At 65.6% G+C, this 19,424-nt stretch carries 22 protein-coding genes and 1 riboswitch; of the genes, 9 read left to right on the top strand and 13 right to left on the bottom strand.

Annotation, left to right across the window (positions count from 1 at the left end; genetic code table 11):
* Positions 1 to 52 precede the first annotated feature (52 nt).
* The 4 genes from fabI (at position 53) to XI08_RS34710 (ending at position 4,075) form a co-directional block, all read left to right on the top strand.
* Positions 53 to 868, top strand: a complete 816-nt coding sequence (gene fabI / locus XI08_RS34695) for an enoyl-ACP reductase FabI (RefSeq protein ID WP_011085415.1) — start codon at positions 53 to 55, stop codon at positions 866 to 868.
* Positions 869 to 880: 12 nt separating this feature from the next.
* Complete coding sequence (locus tag XI08_RS34700; RefSeq protein ID WP_271577855.1) at positions 881 to 1,480, top strand: histidine phosphatase family protein; 600 nt, start codon at positions 881 to 883, stop codon at positions 1,478 to 1,480.
* A gap of 178 nt (positions 1,481 to 1,658) precedes the next feature.
* Positions 1,659 to 2,747 (top strand): chorismate synthase, encoded by a 1,089-nt coding sequence (aroC, locus tag XI08_RS34705; protein WP_271577856.1) that lies wholly within the window; start codon positions 1,659 to 1,661, stop codon positions 2,745 to 2,747.
* Between the two features lie 137 nt (positions 2,748 to 2,884).
* Complete coding sequence (locus XI08_RS34710) at positions 2,885 to 4,075, top strand: adenylate/guanylate cyclase domain-containing protein (protein WP_271577857.1); 1,191 nt, start codon at positions 2,885 to 2,887, stop codon at positions 4,073 to 4,075.
* Positions 4,076 to 4,149: 74 nt separating this feature from the next.
* On the opposite strand, the gene XI08_RS34715 is transcribed toward XI08_RS34710, so the two are convergent.
* The 7 genes from XI08_RS34715 to XI08_RS34745 all read right to left on the bottom strand — a co-directional run bounded on the left by XI08_RS34715 (position 4,150) and on the right by XI08_RS34745 (position 9,367).
* Positions 4,150 to 5,454 carry an FAD-dependent oxidoreductase gene (locus XI08_RS34715; protein ID WP_271577858.1) on the bottom strand — a complete coding sequence of 435 codons (1,305 nt, stop codon included), beginning with the start codon at positions 5,452 to 5,454 and terminating at the stop codon, positions 4,150 to 4,152.
* 35 nt (positions 5,455 to 5,489) lie between these two features.
* A complete protein-coding gene (locus XI08_RS34720; RefSeq protein ID WP_271577859.1) occupies positions 5,490 to 6,500 on the bottom strand; it encodes an ABC transporter substrate-binding protein in 1,011 nt (336 codons plus the stop codon).
* A gap of 122 nt (positions 6,501 to 6,622) precedes the next feature.
* Complete coding sequence (gene clpS / locus XI08_RS34725; protein ID WP_092188508.1) at positions 6,623 to 6,928, bottom strand: ATP-dependent Clp protease adapter ClpS; 306 nt, start codon at positions 6,926 to 6,928, stop codon at positions 6,623 to 6,625.
* Positions 6,929 to 6,972: 44 nt separating this feature from the next.
* Positions 6,973 to 7,314, bottom strand: coding sequence for a DUF190 domain-containing protein (locus XI08_RS34730; protein WP_271577860.1), 342 nt, complete (start codon positions 7,312 to 7,314; stop codon positions 6,973 to 6,975).
* Between the two features lie 2 nt (positions 7,315 to 7,316).
* The gene (gene crcB / locus XI08_RS34735; protein ID WP_271577861.1) at positions 7,317 to 7,742 is read right to left on the bottom strand and encodes a fluoride efflux transporter CrcB; all 426 of its coding nucleotides are present in this window, start codon (positions 7,740 to 7,742) and stop codon (positions 7,317 to 7,319) included.
* A gap of 7 nt (positions 7,743 to 7,749) precedes the next feature.
* Positions 7,750 to 8,139, bottom strand: coding sequence for a fluoride efflux transporter CrcB (gene crcB, locus XI08_RS34740; RefSeq protein WP_442869885.1), 390 nt, complete (start codon positions 8,137 to 8,139; stop codon positions 7,750 to 7,752).
* Positions 8,140 to 8,158: 19 nt separating this feature from the next.
* The gene (locus XI08_RS34745; RefSeq protein ID WP_271577862.1) at positions 8,159 to 9,367 is read right to left on the bottom strand and encodes an MFS transporter; all 1,209 of its coding nucleotides are present in this window, start codon (positions 9,365 to 9,367) and stop codon (positions 8,159 to 8,161) included.
* A gap of 164 nt (positions 9,368 to 9,531) precedes the next feature.
* Positions 9,532 to 9,609, bottom strand: a riboswitch (Fluoride riboswitch).
* 321 nt (positions 9,610 to 9,930) lie between these two features.
* On the opposite strand from XI08_RS34745, the gene XI08_RS34750 reads away from it, so the two are divergent.
* Both XI08_RS34750 and XI08_RS34755 read left to right on the top strand, forming a co-directional pair.
* Positions 9,931 to 10,794 (top strand): DUF1194 domain-containing protein, encoded by an 864-nt coding sequence (locus XI08_RS34750; protein WP_027546188.1) that lies wholly within the window; start codon positions 9,931 to 9,933, stop codon positions 10,792 to 10,794.
* Between the two features lie 170 nt (positions 10,795 to 10,964).
* Positions 10,965 to 11,600, top strand: coding sequence for a hypothetical protein (locus XI08_RS34755; protein ID WP_027546187.1), 636 nt, complete (start codon positions 10,965 to 10,967; stop codon positions 11,598 to 11,600).
* Between the two features lie 39 nt (positions 11,601 to 11,639).
* Here XI08_RS34755 and XI08_RS34760 read toward each other — a convergent pair whose 3' ends face one another.
* Positions 11,640 to 12,413: an enoyl-CoA hydratase/isomerase family protein gene (locus tag XI08_RS34760; RefSeq protein ID WP_271577863.1), complete on the bottom strand. Its 774-nt coding sequence runs from the start codon at positions 12,411 to 12,413 to the stop codon at positions 11,640 to 11,642.
* A 16-nt stretch (positions 12,414 to 12,429) separates the two neighbouring features.
* Complete coding sequence (locus tag XI08_RS34765) at positions 12,430 to 13,257, bottom strand: nucleotidyltransferase domain-containing protein (RefSeq protein ID WP_271577864.1); 828 nt, start codon at positions 13,255 to 13,257, stop codon at positions 12,430 to 12,432.
* Positions 13,258 to 13,386: 129 nt separating this feature from the next.
* On the opposite strand from XI08_RS34765, the gene XI08_RS34770 reads away from it, so the two are divergent.
* Both XI08_RS34770 and XI08_RS34775 read left to right on the top strand, forming a co-directional pair.
* Positions 13,387 to 13,770, top strand: a complete 384-nt coding sequence (locus XI08_RS34770) for a bleomycin resistance protein (RefSeq protein WP_271577865.1) — start codon at positions 13,387 to 13,389, stop codon at positions 13,768 to 13,770.
* Between the two features lie 44 nt (positions 13,771 to 13,814).
* Positions 13,815 to 14,270, top strand: a complete 456-nt coding sequence (locus tag XI08_RS34775) for a GNAT family N-acetyltransferase (protein ID WP_271577866.1) — start codon at positions 13,815 to 13,817, stop codon at positions 14,268 to 14,270.
* Positions 14,271 to 14,276: 6 nt separating this feature from the next.
* Here the strand turns inward: XI08_RS34775 and XI08_RS34780 are convergent, their stop codons facing one another.
* Positions 14,277 to 15,335, bottom strand: coding sequence for a class I SAM-dependent methyltransferase (locus tag XI08_RS34780; protein WP_271577867.1), 1,059 nt, complete (start codon positions 15,333 to 15,335; stop codon positions 14,277 to 14,279).
* 254 nt (positions 15,336 to 15,589) lie between these two features.
* Between XI08_RS34780 and XI08_RS34785 the strand changes: the two genes are divergently transcribed.
* Complete coding sequence (locus XI08_RS34785; RefSeq protein ID WP_271577868.1) at positions 15,590 to 16,192, top strand: hypothetical protein; 603 nt, start codon at positions 15,590 to 15,592, stop codon at positions 16,190 to 16,192.
* A 4-nt stretch (positions 16,193 to 16,196) separates the two neighbouring features.
* On the opposite strand, the gene XI08_RS34790 is transcribed toward XI08_RS34785, so the two are convergent.
* The 3 genes from XI08_RS34790 to XI08_RS34800 all read right to left on the bottom strand — a co-directional run bounded on the left by XI08_RS34790 (position 16,197) and on the right by XI08_RS34800 (position 19,396).
* Positions 16,197 to 17,285, bottom strand: a complete 1,089-nt coding sequence (locus tag XI08_RS34790; protein ID WP_271577869.1) for an Acg family FMN-binding oxidoreductase — start codon at positions 17,283 to 17,285, stop codon at positions 16,197 to 16,199.
* A gap of 136 nt (positions 17,286 to 17,421) precedes the next feature.
* Positions 17,422 to 18,669: a class I SAM-dependent RNA methyltransferase gene (locus XI08_RS34795; RefSeq protein ID WP_271577870.1), complete on the bottom strand. Its 1,248-nt coding sequence runs from the start codon at positions 18,667 to 18,669 to the stop codon at positions 17,422 to 17,424.
* Positions 18,662 to 19,396, bottom strand: coding sequence for a TlyA family RNA methyltransferase (locus XI08_RS34800; protein WP_271577871.1), 735 nt, complete (start codon positions 19,394 to 19,396; stop codon positions 18,662 to 18,664). The genes XI08_RS34795 and XI08_RS34800 overlap by 8 nt, the downstream gene beginning before the upstream one ends.
* Positions 19,397 to 19,424 lie beyond the last annotated feature (28 nt).

Raw genomic sequence — 19,424 nt, forward strand, 5'->3', positions numbered from 1 at the left:
GAGGGCTGGTGTACCTCCAGACCTCAACGAGAGCTCGACGGGACGTTCAAAAATGGCGCAGAATTCAGGTCTGATGCAAGGCAAGCGCGGGGTGGTCCTCGGCGTTGCCAACAACCGCTCGATCGCCTGGGGCATCGCCAAGGCATGCCACGCAGCTGGCGCCGAGCTCGCCTTCACCTATCAGGGCGATGCGCTGAAGAAGCGCGTCGAGCCGCTCGCCGCCGAGATCGGTGGACTCGTGCTCGGCCATTGCGACGTCACGGACGCCGCGACCATCGACGCTGCCTTCGCGGTGCTGAAGGAGAAGTGGGGCAAGATCGACTTCCTGGTGCACGCGATCGCCTATGGCGAGCAGCTCGACGGCCGCTACGTCGACACCACGCAGGAGAATTTTTCCAAGTCGATGCTGATCTCCTGCTACTCGTTCACCGCCGTGGCACAGCGCGCCGAGAAGCTGATGACCGACGGCGGTTCGCTCATCACGCTCTCCTATTACGGCGCCGAGAAGTGGATGCCGCATTACAACGTGATGGGCGTGGCGAAGGCGGCGCTGGAGGCAAGCGTGCGCTATCTCGCCGCCGACCTCGGCGAGAAGAACATCCGCGTCAACGCGATCTCGGCCGGGCCGATCAAGACGCTCGCGGCCTCCGGAATCGGCGACTTCCGCTATATCCTGAAGTGGAACGAGCACAACGCGCCGCTGCGGCGCAACGTCTCCACCGAGGACGTCGGCGGCAGCGCGCTGTATTTCCTCTCCGACCTCTCGCGCGGCGTCACCGGCGAGGTGCATCACGTCGATTCCGGTTACCACGTGCTCGGCATGAAGCGCCCGGACGCGCCGGACATTTCGCTCGGCGGCAAGGACTAACGCTTACCGGCAATGCCCGTGCCCACGATCTACTATCTTCGCCACGGCGAGACCGAGTGGAACGCGCTCGGGCGGCTTCAGGGCACCAAGGACGTTCCGCTGAACGCGCGCGGCCGTAGCCAGGCGGTGCAGGCCGGCGGCATTCTCGCCGACCTGTTCAAGCGCGACGGGCGCGACAAGGCCGCGCTGCCCTATGTGTCGAGCCCGCTCGGCCGCGCGCGCATGACCATGGAGCTTGCGCGCGGCAAGCTCGAATTGCCCGTGGCCGACTATTCGCTCGACGATCGCCTGCGCGAGATCGGCTACGGCGTCTGGGAGGGGCTGACGCTGGCCGAGAGCGAGGCTGCCGATCCCGAAATCTATGCCAGGCGCCTCGCCGACAAATGGACGGTGGGCCCCGCAGGCGGGGAGACCTATGCCGATGTGCAGGTCCGCGTCCGCGCCTGGTACGACCAGCTCCGGACCGACACCGTCGCAGTTGCTCATGGCGGGACCTGCCGGGCCCTGATGGTTTCGCTTGGCCTGGAGACGCCGGCCAGCGCCGCCGAGCTCTATATCGAGCAGGGCGCCGTCTACGTGTTCCGGGACGGGCGGGTGGAGAAGTATAGTTAAGCCAACTCTCCGTCATTCCGGGGCGCCCGAAGGGCGAACCCGGAATCTCGAGATTCCGGGTTCGATGCTTCGCATCGCCCCGGAATGACGGGAACGGGGTTGAACCGGGTGCTCCTCGGCGCTACGACGTTGACAAACAACGTAGATGTAAAAAGTCAACGTAAGGCGACAGCTAAGGATGTCCTTCAACACCTTCGGCCACATGTTCCGCGTCACCACCTTCGGCGAGAGCCATGGGGTGGCGATCGGCTGCGTGGTCGACGGCTGCCCGCCGATGATCCCGCTCACCGAGGCCGACATCCAGCGCGATCTCGATCGCCGCCGGCCCGGCCAGTCGCGCTTCACCACCCAGCGCCAGGAGCTGGATCAGGTGAAGATCCTGTCCGGGGTGATGGCGCATCCGGAGACCGGCGTGCAGGTGACGACCGGCACGCCGATCGGGCTCCTCATCGAGAACACCGACCAGCGGTCGAAGGACTATTCCGAGATCAAGGACAAGTTTCGCCCCGGGCACGCCGACTTCACCTATGAGGCGAAATACGGTCTGCGCGACTATCGCGGCGGCGGACGCTCGTCGGCGCGCGAGACCGCGACGCGGGTTGCCGCCGGTGCGATCGCGCGAAAGGTGCTGCCCAACGTCAAGGTGCGCGGCGCGCTGGTGCAGATCGGCCCGCACAAGATCGACCGTGAGAAGTGGGACTGGGACGAGATCGCCAGGAACCCGTTCTTCTGTCCCGACAAGGACAAGGCGGCGTTCTTCGAGACCTATCTCGACGGCATCCGCAAGAGCGGCTCCTCGATCGGCGCGGTGCTCGAGATCGTCGCTGAAGGCGTGCCCGCGGGTCTCGGCGCGCCGATCTACGCCAAGCTCGATTCCGATCTGGCGGGTGCGATGATGACCATCAACGCGGTGAAGGGCGTCGAGATCGGCGCCGGCTTCGGCGCGGCCGAGCTGACGGGCGAAGAGAACGCCGACGAGATGCGCACCGGCAATGACGGCACGCGCTTCCTGTCCAACCACGCCGGCGGCGTGCTGGGCGGCATCTCCACGGGGCAGCCGATCGTGGTGCGCTTCGCGGTGAAGCCGACCTCGTCGATCCTCCAGCCGCGTCTCACCGTGGATCGCAAGGGCGCTGATACCGAGATCTTCACCAAGGGGCGCCACGATCCGTGCGTCGGCATCCGTGCCGTCCCCGTCGGCGAGGCCATGATGGCCTGCGTGCTGGCCGATCATTTCATTCGGGATCGCGGGCAGGTCGGCCGCTAGAGCAGGGTGAGGCGTTAGCGCATGATCGGGAAAAGTGTGAAGCGGTTTTCCGAACAGATCATGCGCCCGCTACAATGTCGCGGTACTAGCCCACCGCGCAGCTTGACGTTCCCAAAACTTCGTCCGCAAATGCGGACATGCAAAACTCCGAGATCCAGCGCATCACCAACTGGCTGATCGACGGTGCGAGGTCGTCCGGGACCCCTTCCGAGATGATCGCCGAGGTCTGCGAGCATCTGGTCGCGGCCGGCCTGCCGCTGTCGCGGTTCGGCATCTTCATTCGCACGCTGCATCCGGAAATCTTTGGCCGCAACTTCATCTGGAGGCAGGGCCAGAAGGTCGAGATCGGCACCGTCGACTTCGATATCCTGGACACGCCCGAATTCGCCCGGAGCCCGCTCCGGATCGTGTTCGAGGAGGGGCTGGAGGTCCGGGGACGGATGGACGATCCGGACAGCAAGCGGTTTCCGTTCCTCGATGACATGCGCGCCGAAGGCGTGACCGACTACCTCGCGATGCCGATGCACTATCTCGACGGCTCGATCCACGCGACGAGCTGGGTCACGCGCCATCCCGGCGGCTTCAGCGACGACGACATCGCGGCGATCCGCTCCATCGTGACGCCGCTCGCGCGCGTCAGCGAGATCATCAGCCTGCGCCGCACCGCCGAGATGCTGCTCGACACCTATGTCGGCAACCACGCCGGCGCGCGGATCCTCGGCGGCCAGATCCGCCGCGGCCACAACGACACCATGCAGGCGGCAATCTGGCTCTCTGACTTGCGCGGCTTCACCGCATTGTCGGATCGGCTGCCGGCCGAGACCGTAGTCGATATCCTCAACAACTACTTCGACTGCCAGGTCACGGCGATCCGCGGCCATGGCGGCGAGGTGCTGAAATTCATGGGCGATGGCCTGCTCGCGGTGTTTCCGATCGACGAATATGTCGGCGATGCCACGCATGTCTGCGCGCGCGTGCTGGAAGCCGCGCGCGAGTCCCGCGCCAGCGTGGAAGCGCTCGCGCACCCGGTCGGCGAAGTCGTCGAGCGCTTCCGCTTCGGCGTCGCGCTGCATGTCGGCAACATCCTCTACGGCAATATCGGCGGCGGCAACCGGCTGGACTTCACCTGCATCGGCCCCGCCGTCAATCTTGCTGCGCGGCTGGAGAAGATCGCCGGCCGGCTTGGCCGCACCGTCGTGGTCTCGGAGGTCTTCGCCAACGCCTGCCGCCACGACTGGCGCGAGCTCGGCGAATTTCCGATCGCGGGATTTTCCAAGGCGCAGCGCGTGTACGGGCTCGGCGAGGAGACGCCGGTGGTGATGGCCTAAGGGCGTCCAGATCGACAATCGCGGCGGTCGGCCGAGCAGAGAGCTACGGCCAGCGCTCCTGGCTGCTGCGCATCTCAGTCCGTCCGCTCCAGATTGTCGCGCAGGCGCCACTTCAGCGCATCGATGTCGATCTGATGCACGCTGCCGCTGCCGGCGAGGTCGAGCGCGTGCGCAGCGGCGGCGCCCATCGCCATGCAGGGGCCCATCACCCGAACGCTGGAGAGTGCGGCCTTGTCGGCATCGATGCAGCGGCCGGCGGCGACGATGTTGTCGGCTTCCTGCGGCGCAAGGCTGCCGAACGGCACATAGTGGACGTGGTCCTTGTCGAAGACGTGCCAGTGATGGCCGGAGCCGTGGTCGTGCAGTTCGATCGGCCACGCCGTGCGGCCGATCGCGTCTTCGAATTTGGTGCCGGCGCGGACGTCGTCGACCGACAATTGCTGGCGGCCGACGATCCAGCGCGTCTGGCGGATTCCGGGAAAGCCATAGGCGCGGATGCGCGCCTTGCCGAAGCAGGCGGGGAATTCGTTCCTGAGGAAGGCGAAGGCGCGGTCGGCCTGGTCCTTGCCCTCGATGCCCTTGCGGCTCGCCTCCAGCGGCTCCAGTGGCGTCTCGACATGGGTCATGTTCATTGCGGCAACGCCGCGCCCGGGAATGACGAAGGACAGGCCCTCGCGCCGCAACAGACCGTAGTCGCCGGCCTTCTCTCGCATGCGCGCCGGCAATTCCTCGCGGCTCGGCACCTTGTTCTCGTCGATATTCTCCACGATCAGCATTTGCGTGCCGTAGATCGGGCCGTCGTCCGGCTCGCGGCAGGCAAAGCCCGCCTGCCACACCAGCGCGGCGTCGCCGGAGGCGTCGACGAAGCCGTTCGCCTCGACCTCGACGTCACCGTAGCGGGTGGAGAGATCGATCCCGGTCACGCGCCGGCCGGCGACACGGACATTGCGCATGACGGCGCCGACGATCACGGTGACGCCGGCCGCAAGCATCGCCTTCTCGACCCAGCGTCCGAGCGCGACCTCGTCGTAATAGACGACGGTGGTGTGCGGTCCGCGGCGGTAGAACAGCGCGTTCTCCTGCGCACCGAGGTCGCCCAGGAGATCGTCGGCGATACCGTGGGTGAACTGGTAGCCGTCGCTGCCGTTCGAGAACAGGCCGCAGAAGGTGCCGATGATGGAGTTGACCGCCTGGCCGCCGAGCGCGGGCAGGCTGTCGACCAGCACCACCTTGCGTCCGGCACGCGCGCCCTCGATCGCCGCCGACATGCCGGCCGCACCCGAGCCGACCACGCAGATGTCGGCGACGACGCGCGACGGCTTTTGGTTCGCGGCACGCCGGACGATCTTGGTGCCCGCGGTGACTTCGCTCGCGTTCATGGGTAGCTCCGTGTTCTTGTTGTCGTTGTCGTCAGTCATTTCGGCGCCGTCGGCCGGTCCGGGACGAAGGATTTGTCGATGATCTTCTCGGCATCGATATCGGGTTCGACCATCTTCTGGCGCTTGAACCAGGCGATCTGGCGGGAGATGTCGGCGCTGTCGAGCGCGGGATCGACGACCGACAGCCCGATGCGGAGCTGCTCGATCTTCTGCTCGGTGTATTTGGAGATGATCGCAAGCATCGCGTCACCTTCCTCGCTGCGGGCGAATTTGCCGTCCGCATCGCGCTTCAACAGCACGCGCGCATAGTCGTCGGCGCCGCGGCGATAGACGGCCAGCACCTTCTCGACCAGCTTGCGGTTCTTCTCGATCGTCGCGGTCGAAGCCACGACGCAGCCGAGCATCCAGGGCGTCTCGTCGCCGACGAAGCCGAGCACGATCGCGTCGCCAGAGGCGACCACCGGGCTGATCGTGGTCGTGGCGGTGAGCGCCGCGTCGAGCTGGCCGCCCTTGATGGCCGCCGCGACATTCGGCAGCGATTGCAGCGGAACGACCCGGACGGAGGTCACGTCGAATTTCAGCTTGTCGGCGATCAGGCCGAGCGAATAATGGAAAGTCGAGCCGACTTGCGTGATGCCGACGGAATGACCGGGCAAGTCCTTCAGCGTCTTCAGGCCCGAATCATATGCGCGCTTGGAGACGACATAGGCCGTGTTCTGGAAGCCGGGTGCCTCGCGCGCCGTGCCGGCAACGACCTTCAGTCCGCCCTTGCCCGCGAGGTTGTAGAAGGCGGCCGTGAAGCCGGTGAAGCCGATGTCGATATCGCCGGAGACGCTGGCTACCGCGATCGGCACGGCGGCATCGAAGAATTTCAGGTCAGCCTCGATCCCTTCCTGCTCGAAATAGCCGCGCTCCTTGGCGAGGAACAACGGGGCTGCCGAGGAGAGCTTCAACAGCCCGACGCGGACCCGTTCGGCCGCTTGCGCCGTGCCGGTGGTGAAGAAGGCGATCGCCGCCAGCGTCAGGACCAGTTGGCCTCTTGTCACGAAGCTTCTTATTGATATGCCCACTTCCGTCGTTTCCCGCTTTGCTTATTGTCCGGCCTGCGCCGATTTTGCGGCATTGTCGGCGATCTCCGGCGGGAATGCAAAGTCGGAAGGCGGATGGCCTATTCCTCCGGCTCAGTCGTGAACAGCAGCGGATAGCCCTTGGCGCGGCCGGCGTCGGTGGCGCGCGTTGCCTTGGTCTCCGCGACGTCCTTCGTGAACACGGCAACCACGCAGGCGCCCAGCTTGTGCGCCGTGATCATCACCTTGTAGGCCTGATCTTCCGTCATGCGGAACTCGGCCTTGAGGATCATCGTGACGAATTCGCGCGGCGTGTAGTCGTCGTTGATCAGGATGACCTTGTGCAGCTTCGGTCGCTCGACCTTGGTCTTGGTCCTGGTTTTCGGCTTGGTGACGGCGTCGTTCATTCCGCCTCCTGGACACGGCGGGCTCGGGTTCCTTGCCGGAGCGATCAGCTCGCGGCCCTCTCACCATATTGCAGGACCTGCACCTTCTCCAAGGTGATCAGCCCGCTCGACATCATGCCATCCAGGATGGGCAGGAATGCGTTGATGTTGTCCTCGCTGTCGACAATCTCGATCAGCAGCGGCAGGTCTTCCGAGAGCCGCAGGATTTTCGAGGTGTGCAGCCGGCTCGACTTGCCGAACCCCATCGGACCGCGCAGCACGGTGGCGCCGGCGAGGTGCAGCTCGCGCGCCTTCAGCACGATCGCTTCATAGAGCGGCTTGCCGTCGAAGTGGTCGCTCTCGCCGATGAAGATGCGGAGCGAAACGGCCTGATTGGGAATTTGCATGGTCAGCTCCTTCTCAAGCGGTTGTAGCGGCTCGCCATCATATGGCCGAGCCAGACCGATACCAGCCAGCAGACGACGGAGGAGGCGACATAGGCCAGCGCGGTGTATTTCATGCCGCCATGGACCAGGCGGAAGGTTTCCAGGCTGAAGGCCGAGAAGGTGGTGTAGCCGCCGCAGAACCCGGTCATGACGAACTGCCGGTGCTCGGGTCGTGCCAGCATGCGGCCGTCCGGGCCGGTCAGCGTCGCATAGAAGCCGATGATCAGCGAGCCGGTGGCATTGATGAACAGTGTCGCGACGGGAAAGCCTGGACCGGTATCGAGCAAGAGCCCGACCAGATAGCGCGTCAGGCCGCCGAGGACGCTGCCGGCGGAAACCCAGGCATAGAGCATTGCGCTGCGCCAGCGCTCGGCGGAGGGAGAATTCATCGGGCCGCTACCCTCCAAGACCGTCAGCGAGCAGGAAACCGCAGCTGACGGCGGCGAGGCACAGTCCGACCGAGAAGACGACGTTGCCGAGCGCATGCATGGGCTCGCCGTTACGGGCGAGCGTCAGCGTTTGCAGGCTGAACGAGGACACCGTGGTGTAGCAGCCGAGGAAACCGGTCACCGCGAACAGCCATGGATTGGGCGAGGCGAACATCGAGCCGGGATGGGTTGCCAGCGCGCCAAAAATGCCGATCAGGAAGGCGCCGGTGACGTTGATGGTCATGGTGCCCCACGGAAACGTCTCGCCCAGCCGCCGCGCGATCGCGCCGGAGATGAAATAGCGCGCACAGCCGCCCAGCACGCTGCCGATCACAATGGCAAGCACCCCGCTCAACACGACGAACAGCTCCCTGTCATCATTTGCCCTCCGCTGCCAGCCCGTTGCCGACGGCGAGCAGCCCCACGAGCGACACCAGCGCGAAGCCGAGCCCTGCCAGGAACGTGCCGGCCGGACCATAGGCGTCCCACAGCGCACCTGCGATCACGCTCGCGGCCAGCAGTGCCAGGCCCGTGAACAGGTTGAAATAGCCGAATGCGGTGCCGCGCAGGCTTGGCGGCGCGGCGTCGGCGACGAGGGCCGAGAGCAGGCCTTGCGTCAATCCCATATGCAGCCCCCACAACGCGACGCCGAGCGCCAGGCCGCCAAGGTTCGGCAGCAGCGCGAGTGCGAGGTCGGCGCCGCAGAGAAAGAGGAGACCGAGCGCGAGCAGGGCGGTCCGGTTGATGCGGTCCGACAACACGCCGGCCGGATAGGCCGACAGCGCGTAGACGATGTTCATCAGCACCAGCACCGCAGGCACCCACATCGCATTGAGGCCGATGTTCTGCGCACGCAGGATCAGGAAGGCTTCGCTGAAGCGCGCGAGCGTGAAGACGATTCCGACCGCCACGACGCGCCAGTAGACCGCTCCGAGCTGCAGCATCGCAGCGAGATTGAGCGGATTTTTCGCAGATTCCCGGCTTGGGTCCGGCTCCGGCTCGCTCACGGCAAAGGCGATCAGGCCGAAGGACAGAAAGGCCGGCAGCGCGGCAACCCAGAACACGGCGGTAAAATTGTCAGCCGTCCACCACATCAGGCCGATCGCCGCAAGCGGCCCGACGAAGGCGCCGATGGTGTCGAGCGACTGGCGCAGGCCAAAGCTCGCGCCGCGCAGGCCGATGGGGGCGATATCGGCGATCAGCGCATCGCGCGGCGCGCCGCGGATGCCCTTGCCGACCCGGTCGATGAAGCGCGCGGCCACCAGCCATTCGACGCTGGGCGCGAGCGGGAACAGCGGTTTGGTCAAGGCGGCCAGCCCGTAGCCGAGGGCGGCGAGCAGCTTGCGCCGGCCGAGCCAGTCCGACAGCGCGCCGGAGAAGATCTTGGTGATCGAGGCCGTCGCCTCCGCAATTCCCTCGATGAAGCCGACCGTGAGCGTCGAGGCGCCGAGCACGGTGACGAGATAGACCGGCAGCAGCGCGTGGATCATCTCGGAGGAGACGTCCATCAGCATCGAGACGAAGCCGAGCACCCAGATCCCTCTGGGCAGCCCGGTACGCGCAGCATTCGGTGTCGTCGTCGTCACGCCTCGGATTTCCCCTTGGACTTCCTCTTGGGCTTCCCCTTGAACTTCTCCTTGGCCTTCACGTCCTGGCCTTCTCCCGGCTTTCGTCGTCAGGCAACAAAAAACCCGCCATCGGCGGGTTTGTCCATGCTCCCGCCAAAGGCAGAGGCTCAAAAATTGCCCCACCTCAAGCAGGAGTCATCAGCCCATCACGGTCACCGACCGCCGGGCGGTTGTCGGGGGACTCCATCCCCATCTGTGCGGCCAGCCTAGCATGGAAATCGCGTCGGACAAGTGGGCGGGACGCTCCATCCCACGAGTCGTCATGCCAGGGCGACGCGCAGTATCGAACCCGAAATCTCGAGATTCCCGGACGCAGGGGCGCGCCGGAGCTTCGTGCTTTGCGAGTCCTGGAATGACGGCGCTGGTGATTGCGCGCGTTCCGACGTCATCGCTATGGCCAAACGACGGCAAGTCGCCGCAACGACGCAAATTCCTAACTTGAATGTGAAGTGCAAGCGATCTTCGCACTTTGCGGCAAGGCGATTGCATGTCACCATCGCGTCATACGACGGGAGGCTGCGATGCGCTTGCTGTTCTCGATCGGGGCTGTGCTGGTGGCCGGCGTGCTCGCCGGGGGGGATGTTGCGGGCTTCGCTGCACCAGGACCTAAATTTGAGGCGTCCAAGGATCGGCCGCAGCGGCTGGCGACCGACAGGGACGCGCAGACGGTCGATGTCGAACTGGTCCTTGCGGTCGATGTCTCCTACTCCATGGACATGGACGAGCTCGCGATCCAGCGCGAAGGTTATGCGCAGGCGATCCAGTCGAAGGAGTTCTTGCAGGCGCTGAAGCTCGGTCCGAACGGCCGGATCGCGGTGACCTATTTCGAGTGGGCTGCTTCCAGCGACCAGAAGATCATCATTCCCTGGCGGTTGATCGATGGACCGGAGACCGCAGATGCGGTCGCCGCCGAAATCTTGAAGACGCCGATCCGGCGCGCCTCGCGCACCTCGATCTCCGGCGCGATCACGTTCGCGATGCCGCTGTTCGACGAGGATCCCTATCGGGGCTTGCGCCGCGTCATCGACATCTCCGGCGACGGTCCCAACAACAATGGCGGCCCGGTCACGGTGGCGCGCGACGCCGCGCTCGAGAAAGGCATCGTCATCAACGGCCTGCCGATCATGGTCAAGGAGCCGTCCTATTCGACCATGGATATCGACAATCTCGACTACTACTACGAGGATTGCGTGATCGGCGGCCCCGGCTCCTTCGTCATCACGATCAAGGACCGCGAGAAGTTCAAGGAAGCGATCCGCACCAAGCTCCTGATGGAGGTCGCAGGGCGCACGCCGGAGCGTCCCGTGGTGCGCGTTGCGGACAAGGAGCCGCGCGTCAGCTGCATGATCGGCGAGAAGATCTGGTCGGACCGCTGGGGACGCTAAGGCTGGCCCCGGCTGAGACGTTTTGCCGTCTCAGCCGGCGGTTGAACTTAACCGCTCATTAACCGGCGCGTGGCCCTAATCGGATGGTTTCCGTTCATTTCCGGCCAGCATCCTGACATTGTTGGAGCGAACGAAAGCGGGTTTTTCAAACCTGTCCGCCGAGCAACCCAATGGCCATCGTCACATCGAGCACCAGCCAGATTTCGCCCGCGAACGAGCGCATCTTTCACCAGAGCACTCTGGTCGGTGACTGGAAGGGCAATTGGGTGGGCAACAACCAGCCCGTCGGCTTCAAGGTCGTGAACATCCGCGGTGCCCGGGCGCAGGTCGAGTATACCCATAACGGGCATACCGAGCGCGGCTTCGGCGAGGTCCAGGGCTCGCTTATCACTTTCGGCGGGGTCACGGTCGGCACCAAGGACGGTAAGAACATGGTGCTCCTGTTCTCCGCGGGGGGCGCTGGCAAGCAGACCGCCAATCTCGAGAAGCAGGCGCCGCCGGCCTCCGACAGCCGACTGATGGGAAGCTGGGGCGGCTATTCCAGCGACAACGGCAAAAGCGCGAGCTTCAAGGTGCTCGCCGTCAACGGCAACGAAGCGCAGGTCAGCGTCACCACCGACGGCATCACGCGCCAGGGCACCGGCATCGTCTACAAGAACGTCATCATGTTCGGGCAGGCGCAGATCGCGACCGATGACGGGAAGAACGGCAAGATCATCTACCAGGTCGGCACCAAGTCCTTCATGGTGCCCGTGACGAAATATCCACCGGCCGATTCATCGTCTTCGGTCGACAAGACCGCCTGAACGCTTCGCGTTCCCGACTCGCGTGGCGGCCGGCCGTCCTCACCATTTCGGTGCCCGCTTCTCCACGAACGCCCTCAGGCCCTCCTGCGCCTCGTCCGACGTCGCGACGTTGCAGAAATCGTCCACCGCGCTGGCAATGCTGCGCCGATAGTCGAGGTCGATCTGGCGCATGAAGGCGGCGCGGCCCATCCGCAGCACCGCCGCCGATTTTCCTGCGAACTGCGCCGCGAGCTTAAGCACCTCGGCCTCGAGCTCCGTATCTCCGACCACGCGGTTCACGACGCCAAGCTCGCGCGCCTCGGCGGCGCTGAAGACGCGGCCGGTGAACAGCAGCTCGAAAGCGCGGTGGCGGCCGACGATGCGCGGCAGATGCGCGTAGTGGATCGCGGGAATGACCCCGACGTCGATCTCGGGATAGCCGAACGTCGCACTCTCGGATGCCAGCACCACGTCGCAGGACACCGCCATGGTCATGCCACCGCCGCGGGCCGCGCCGCCGACCGCTGCGATCGACGGCTTTCCGAGCCCGTACTGGGCATCGTAAAGGTCGATATAGAGCGCCTGGAGGAATTCGCGGATCTCGGCGCCCGATTTGCCGAGCAGGATGTCGAGATCGAGGCCCGCCGAAAAGCGCCTGGCAATAGCGCTCGCCAGCACGACCACGCGCGCATCCGCATCGTCTGCGGCGCGGCGGAGCGCCGCGACGACCGAGCGGATGACTTCGAGGCTCAGCGCATTGACGGGCGGCCGGCGCAGCGTGATGCGGGCGATGTTGCCGATGCATTCGTAAGTGACGGGACTGTCGGATGTCACCTGGTTCTCCGTGCTTTCAAGACGTCAGCAGCTTCAGCTGTCGGTCGATCCTGCGCAAGACTTCGCAAGCCGGCGCCAAGGCGCCGCTGCCGATCTGCCGCCAGATCGCGTCCGCCTGCTGCACCAGATGCGGGATCGTCAGCGGGAGGCCGGCCGCCTCCTGGAGCGCGCCCTTTTCGTTGACGAGATAGCGTTCGTTCAGTGCGAACAGAACTTGCGCGACGCACGCGAGCGACCTGTAGAGGCATCCCGCGACATGAGTCTGCTCGCCGCGCGCCACCGCAAGCTCCGCATTCTCGATGCCGAACGAGATTTCCCACTGAAAGCGCCGGATCAACGCCGTACGCAGCGGCGGCGGATAGGGCAGCGCAATCGATTTCAGCCGGGCGATTAGCGCCTGCGGATCGTGCAGTGGCCGGCAACAGGCGATCTCACCCATCCAGATCGCTGAGCAGAAGCCGTGCGGATGGCCGGGCTGGTAATCCATGGTGACGACGCCGGCGCGGCAAGACTCCATCACAGCTTCGACTGCGTCGGCGTTGCGATAGAGCAGATCGACCTTACGGCCTTCCACCGAAAGCCAGGCGCCACCGACGATCCACGGGCCCCATTCGCCGACCGGCGTCACGGCCGTGGTGGCAGGATCGTCGGCGATCTCCTTCGCGGCGGCGAGTAGCCGATCCGTATCGAGCGGGCTCGCCGCCGAGAAGTACAATCCAATGTCGTAGTCGGAAGAAGCATGCGCGCTGCCCCGCGCGCGCGAGCCGCCGAGCACGATGGCAGCGATGCCCGGCACCTTGGCAAAGGTGGATGTCAGGCGCGTGAGCAGGGGATCGTGCGGCATGATTCCCGTTCCGGCGGACTCGCGCCGCCTTGTTCGGGCGACAGCTTACGGTGCGGCTTGGGCCGTGCAAGACCTCCGGCGCGCATGTTAGCCTGCGCGCCGGAGATTGCTTTCCAGAGGGAGGGACCAATGGCTGACGAACGCCCGATGATGGCCGGCTCCGCCACCGTCTTCGTCGTGTCCGACATCACTGCGAGCCTCGCCTATTACCGCGACGTGCTCGGCTTCGAGGTCACCTTCGAATACGGCCAGCCTCCGTCTTATGCCTGCCTCTGCCGTGATGAGGTCGGCCTGCACTTGCTCGCGGCGGCCGCAACGAAACGGTTGCCCGGACAGGGCGGTCTTTGCGTTTTCGTCCGGGACGTCGACGAGGTGTATGCCGAATTGTCGGGACGCGGCGCCAAGCTGATCAACCAGCCGCAGGACCGCGACTACGACATGCGCGATTTCGACGTCGTCGATCTCGACGGGAATCAGCTTACATTCGGAACGGGGACGGACGCCTCGACCTGACATCGTCGGCCGTGCGCGACCGGCTCAAGTCAGGAGAGTGACCAATGCCGACCGCCAGGCCTGCCCGGGAAGCCGATCTTCCCGCCCTGCTCGAATTGTTTCGCGTCTCGGAGGTCAGCGCGGCCGCCGATCCGCTGGAGCGAGCGGCGGACATCTGGCGGCAGATTTTGTCGCGCGATGATCTCGCGGTATTGGTCTCGGAAGAGGCGGACAGGATCGTCGCCACCTGCATGCTCATCACCGCGCCGAACCTGTTGCGCGCCGGCCAGCGCCACGGCTTTCTCGAGAATGTCGCGACACATCCAGAATATCAGGGCCGCGGCCATGGACGGGCTGTGGTCGCGGCGGCGCTTCAGGCCGCATGGACGATGGACTGCCATCACGTGCTGATGCAAAGCGGCCGCAAGGATCCGCGCGTGCATCGCTTCTACGAGGGGTGCGGCTTCGTGCCGGGCTTGCGGGTCGGCTATGTCGCGCACAGGCCCGCGCGCCCGGCGTGAGAGACGTCAGATCCGCGCCTCCAGGATCAGATTGAACGGCGTTTCGGCGGCGCGGCGGAAGCGCGACAGGCCGCCTTCGCTTGCGACCTTGCGCAGCCTTGCTTCGCCCGCTTGTGCACCCAGCGCGAGGCCGACCTCCTGGTCGAGCGAGGCCGGCGTGCAGATCATGGTCGACGCCGCATAGTAGACGCGGCCGACCGGATTGAGATTGTCCTCGAGGCGGTCGCCCGCGAACGGCTCGACCAGCATGCAGGTGCCGTCCTTCGCCATGGATTCGCGCACGTGGCTGATGGCGCCGACGGGATCGCCCATGTCGTGCAGGCAATCGAAGAAGCAGACGAGATCGTAGCCTTCGGCCGGATAGGTCTTGGCCGAGTGAACAGCGAAGCTGACCCGGTCGCCCAGCTTGGCCTCATTGGTCGCCTTTCGCGCGGCCTCGATCGAGCCCTCGTGATAGTCGAAGCCGTAGAATCGGGAGTTCGGGAAGGCTTTCGCCATGAGCCGCGTCGAAACGCCATGCCCGCAACCGACATCGGCGACCTTGGCGCCACGCTCGAGCTTGTCCACGACGCCGTCGAGCGCGGGCAGCCACTCCTGCACCAGATGATGCATGTAGCCGGTGCGGAAGAAGCGGGCGGTGCCGCAGAACAGGCACTCGCTGCGACGATTCCAGCCGACGCCCTTGCCGGACTTGAATGCATCCGTAATCTTCGGCTCGTCGAGAAACGCCGCGGCAATGACATTGCCGACTGCGCCGAGGAACACCGGGCTGTCCTCGTCGGCAAGCGCCATCGCCTGCTCCGGCAACATCGAGAATTTTCCTGAAGCGGTATCATATTCGACGTAACCAGAAGCCGCCTGGCTCGCCAGCCACTCGCGGACGTAGCGTTCGTTCGTTCCGGTGGCGCTCGCCAGCTCGGCGGAGTTCATCGGTCCCTTGGCGGCAAGGGCGCGGTAGAGGCCGAGCTTGTCGCCCAGCAGGACCAGCGAAGCGTTCATCGCCGCCCCGACCTCGGTAATCATCTTGCCCATGAACGCGTTCAACCTGTCGGAATTGACCTCCATGACGGCCTCCATGCTGTGTCGGGCATTTTCAATGGTCAGCGCAAACTGCGCATTGTTGCATCGCGCGAGGCTTCGGCGATCACGGTGACGGCTCGAGCTTGCGCGTCCTCTATGTGGGTCAATCCGGCGGATGGGAGGTTCAACGTGTCAGGAAGACGCTACCCCGGAACCGGGGACGTGAGGACCGTCGTTGCTTCGCTGGCAATCGCGCTATCCGGAGGGTATAATTTGAGGGCATTTTGACGGTAGCCTGAATGTCCAGCCTTGCAGGTTCTTGCGGTCTCGCAGTTCTCTTCGCCGCGCTTTGCCTCAGCGGAGCGCCCGCTCATGCGCAAGTTGCTCCCTTGCGGTATTGGATACCGGGCGGGCCTTTCGGTTTTGGCGACAGTGCCGGCCAGAGCTCCGACGCTTACGGCAATTTTCCGAGCTTCAATGCCAGCGACGCAGGCGGGCGCGCCAATTTTGCGAACGGCTTCTTTGTCGGCAGCCAGCGTGGCAACCTCAATTGGAGCGGTCTCGGCCGGGCGGGACAGGCCGGAAATTTCAGCGCGCTCTCCTATGACAGCTCACAGTTCGGTTACAACACCAAGACTGCGGGCGGGTTGCCCGTCACGTTCTTTGCCGGTTTCGACACACTGAAATATGGCAACGGCATTGGCAGTTCGCTTGCGCCGCTCACCTCCGGCGCCGCGCCCGGATACGGTGCGTTCGCGGGCGTCGAATTCAAGCCAACCTCCAACCTCAGCCTGTCGTTCGGCGCCGGGTTCACCCAGCAGGACTCCAGCCGCATGGACAGCGATATCAGATCGAACATGCTGCCCGGCGAGTCACCGGCGCTCGGCGGCCTTCGGCACTAGGCGACTATTGCGTAGACCGCATCACCAGTTCCGGGGCGCGGCGGAGCGATTTTGGCAGGTCCGGCCCGGTTCCGAAACGCATCACGATATCGGGACGCCGCTCGCCGAGTCCGAGCGAGGCTGCGAACTGCCGCCTTAATGCCGGCACCTCGACCGGCTGGTTGATGAAGGAATATTTGAGCCCGAGCGCGGTCGCCTGCAGGCCGAACCGCTGACAGGCACGGCCGACCGAAATCCAGTGCGAGGTGTCGCTGCGATCGGCGGCAAGCACGACGATTCCCGCGGAGCTGTCGAGCCCGGCGCGGTATTTCCCGTTCTCGCCGGTTTCCGTGAAGAAGAACCTGAGCAGCGGTCGCGCGACCCATGCCGGCAGGGACGGGTTTCCCGAGGCCCGCGAGAACAACCCGTCCATGGTCGCGACGGCATCCGTCTCGTTGAAGCGCATCCAGCTCACGAGCTCGCTCATGAAGGCCTTGTCGCGCATTTGCGCGGAATTGCCTTCGAGCACGTAGTCGGTGACATGGGCGATGGCGGCGCGTTCGGTCATCAGGATTGCCGAGACGTTCGGCTCCCGGCAGGCGTTTTCGAGCTGGCGCAGCATGTCGGGCGCCACCGGCTTGCCGTCGAAGGCTGCACGGGTGCATTGCCTGAGGGGAATCGCGTCGACCAGCGCCGACGTTTCGGTGCGCGCTTGCTCCAGCGTGATCACGATCCTGTCGCCGTCGACGATCGGGTTGGCGCGCCAGCCGAGCGCTGATGCCGCGAGGACGAGGTTCTCGGCGGCGCAGCCGAGGCTGACGAAAAGGTGGTGATCGTCCGGATCGACCGCCGGACAGCGGCGCGCGAAGTCGGGCGCAATCACGATTTCATTGCCGCGGGCGGAAAAGATCCAGGGCTGGGTATTGTGGCTGTTGGCGGCGAGCGTCGCAAAACGCACGAGCTCGCGGTCCCGCGGCGCCGGTTGCAGCGGTGCCCGCGACGCTCGCACCGTTTCCTCATAGGTCGCCGTCGCCGCAGCCGAGGGGCGGGCGGTGATTGTTGCCGCGGAAAGTCCGAGCGCGGTGGCCATGAGTTGTCGCCGGTCGATCGCCATCATCCGCTCCACGGTCCTTTCGCACCACGCTTCTAGCGCCACCGGAAGCTCGGGCGGTTGACCGGCATCAAGGTTCGGATCGGCGCCGGATCAATTTGGTGAGGAGCTTGCTGCGGCCGTCCCACGAGGCTTGCGGCTACCGCGCGAACCGCGCCACCAGTTCGACATGCGGCGTGTGGCGGAATTGGTCGACCGGCACGACGCCGTCGATCCTGTAACCGCCATCGATCAGCAGCCGTGCGTCGCGGGCAAAGGTTGCGACGTTGCAGGAGACCGCGACGATGACGGGTACCTTGCTTGCGGCGAGTTTCAGTACCTGCGCCTGTGCGCCCTGGCGCGGGGGATCGAACACGACGGCGTCGAAGTCGCGCAGCTCCTGCGGCACCAGGGGGCGGCGGAACAGGTCGCGCGGCTCGGCCTTGATTGGCTTCAGGCCGGGGGCGCGCGCGGCCTTTGCCAGCGCGGCAACTGCGCCGGCGTCGTTGTCATAGGCGGTGACGCGCGCCTTCTCGGCGAGCCGCAGCGCGAACGGCCCGACGCCGCAGAAGAGGTCGAGAACCTCCTTGGCCTTGCCGACGCGCTCGGCGACGAGAGACGCCAGCGTCTCTTCGCCGGCGACGGTTGCCTGCAAAAACGAGCCTGGCGGCAGCGTCACTTCAGTGCGCCCCATCTTCACCGTCGGCGGCAGGCGTTGCAGCACCAGCTCGCCGTGCCGCGTCAGCCGCGCCAGGCGATGCTGCTCGGCGACACGCGACAGCGCCGTGACCAGCGGCGTCGGCAGCGGGCCGGAGCCGCGCACGTCGACGTCGAGGCCGTTGGCGGTCGCCGTGACCTGGACGTCGAGCGGCTTCGTCACCGGCATTTTGGACGTCAGCGGCTCGGCCAGCGCCCAGGCGGCATCGAGCGCGCCGTCGAGCGCGGGATCGAGGATCGGGCAGCGATGGATCGGGATGACGTCGTGCGAACTCGCTGCCGAGAAGCCGACCTTGAGGATGTCATGCGTGCCGAACCGGCCGTGCAGCGTGACGCGCCTGCGGCCCACGCCATGGGCATCGACCAGCGGCGCAACCTCGCAATCGATGCCGGCCTGCGCCAGCGTCTCGACCACGATGCTGCGCTTCCAGGCATGATAGGGCTCGGCCGCCCAGTGCTGGATCGCGCAGCCGCCGCATACGCCGAAATGCGGGCAGAACGGCGCGATGCGCTCGGGGCTTGCGACATCGACCGCGAGCAGCTTGCGGCGGTCGGGATGATTGCCCGCGACATGGTCGACCTCGACGGTCTCGCCGCCGAGCGCATATGGCACATAGATCGCTTCGCCGGCGTCGAGCGCGACGCCGTCGCCGCGATGGCCGACGTGATCGATCCTCAGGCGCTCAACCACGGCGCGCGCCCAGGAAGAATTCGCTGTTGCCGTCGCCGCCGGTGATCGGCGAGGGGAACACCTCGATGTCGGTGCAGCCGAGCGAGGCGGCGAAGGCCGCGATGTCGTCGCAGATATCCCGATGCACGGCGGCGTCGCGGATGATGCCTTTCTTGTTGTGCTTCCGCTCGGCCTCGAATTGCGGCTTGATCAGCGCCAGCAGGCTCATCGGTGCAGCCGCCAGCGAGAGCGCCACGGGCAGCACGGTCTTCAGCGAGATGAAGCTGACGTCGATGACGACGATATCGGGCCGCGCCGGCAGGCGTCTGCCTTCATAGGCGCGGATGTCGGTCTCCTCCATCGACACGATTTTTGGATGACCGCGTAGCGAGGGATGCAACTGGTTGGTGCCGACATCGATGGCGAACACCAGGCTTGCGCCATTGGCCAGCAGCACCTCGGTGAAACCGCCGGTGGAGGCACCGACGTCGAGGCAGACATGGTCCTCGATCTCGATCGGGTAGCGTTCCAGTGCGCCCGCGAGCTTGACGCCGCCGCGCGACACGTAGGGGTGCGCGGGCTCGGCCTGGATCACCGCGTCTTCGGCGATGGTCTCCGACGGTTTTGTCACCTGCTTGTCGTCGGCCATGACGAGGCCGGCCTCGATGGCCGCGCGCGCCCGCGCCCGGCTCTCGAACAGGCCGCGCTCGACCAGCAGAATATCCGCGCGCTTGCGGGGAGGGGACATCATGCTCTCATGAGACGATTCTTGACGA

The organism is Bradyrhizobium sp. CCBAU 11361 (assembly GCF_028128935.1).
Classification (GTDB): domain Bacteria; phylum Pseudomonadota; class Alphaproteobacteria; order Rhizobiales; family Xanthobacteraceae; genus Bradyrhizobium; species Bradyrhizobium niftali.

Bases quoted from the DNA above. Each gene is read 5' to 3' on its own strand.
- clpS (WP_092188508.1), bottom strand. From the start codon at position 6,928: ATGAACGACGCCGTCACCAAGCCGAAAACCAGGACCAAGACCAAGGTC.
- XI08_RS34775 (WP_271577866.1), top strand. From the start codon at position 13,815: ATGCCGACCGCCAGGCCTGCCCGGGAAGCCGATCTTCCCGCCCTGCTC.
- XI08_RS34780 (WP_271577867.1), bottom strand. From the start codon at position 15,335: ATGGAGGTCAATTCCGACAGGTTGAACGCGTTCATGGGCAAGATGATT.
- XI08_RS34700 (WP_271577855.1), top strand. From the start codon at position 881: ATGCCCGTGCCCACGATCTACTATCTTCGCCACGGCGAGACCGAGTGG.
- XI08_RS34790 (WP_271577869.1), bottom strand. From the start codon at position 17,285: ATGGCGATCGACCGGCGACAACTCATGGCCACCGCGCTCGGACTTTCC.
- XI08_RS34770 (WP_271577865.1), top strand. From the start codon at position 13,387: ATGGCTGACGAACGCCCGATGATGGCCGGCTCCGCCACCGTCTTCGTC.
- aroC (WP_271577856.1), top strand. From the start codon at position 1,659: ATGTCCTTCAACACCTTCGGCCACATGTTCCGCGTCACCACCTTCGGC.
- XI08_RS34765 (WP_271577864.1), bottom strand. From the start codon at position 13,257: ATGCCGCACGATCCCCTGCTCACGCGCCTGACATCCACCTTTGCCAAG.
- XI08_RS34750 (WP_027546188.1), top strand. From the start codon at position 9,931: ATGCGCTTGCTGTTCTCGATCGGGGCTGTGCTGGTGGCCGGCGTGCTC.
- XI08_RS34710 (WP_271577857.1), top strand. From the start codon at position 2,885: ATGCAAAACTCCGAGATCCAGCGCATCACCAACTGGCTGATCGACGGT.
- fabI (WP_011085415.1), top strand. From the start codon at position 53: ATGGCGCAGAATTCAGGTCTGATGCAAGGCAAGCGCGGGGTGGTCCTC.
- crcB (WP_271577861.1), bottom strand. From the start codon at position 7,742: ATGAATTCTCCCTCCGCCGAGCGCTGGCGCAGCGCAATGCTCTATGCC.
- XI08_RS34785 (WP_271577868.1), top strand. From the start codon at position 15,590: ATGTCCAGCCTTGCAGGTTCTTGCGGTCTCGCAGTTCTCTTCGCCGCG.
- XI08_RS34755 (WP_027546187.1), top strand. From the start codon at position 10,965: ATGGCCATCGTCACATCGAGCACCAGCCAGATTTCGCCCGCGAACGAG.
- XI08_RS34800 (WP_271577871.1), bottom strand. From the start codon at position 19,396: ATGTCCCCTCCCCGCAAGCGCGCGGATATTCTGCTGGTCGAGCGCGGC.
- XI08_RS34730 (WP_271577860.1), bottom strand. From the start codon at position 7,314: ATGCAAATTCCCAATCAGGCCGTTTCGCTCCGCATCTTCATCGGCGAG.
- XI08_RS34715 (WP_271577858.1), bottom strand. From the start codon at position 5,454: ATGAACGCGAGCGAAGTCACCGCGGGCACCAAGATCGTCCGGCGTGCC.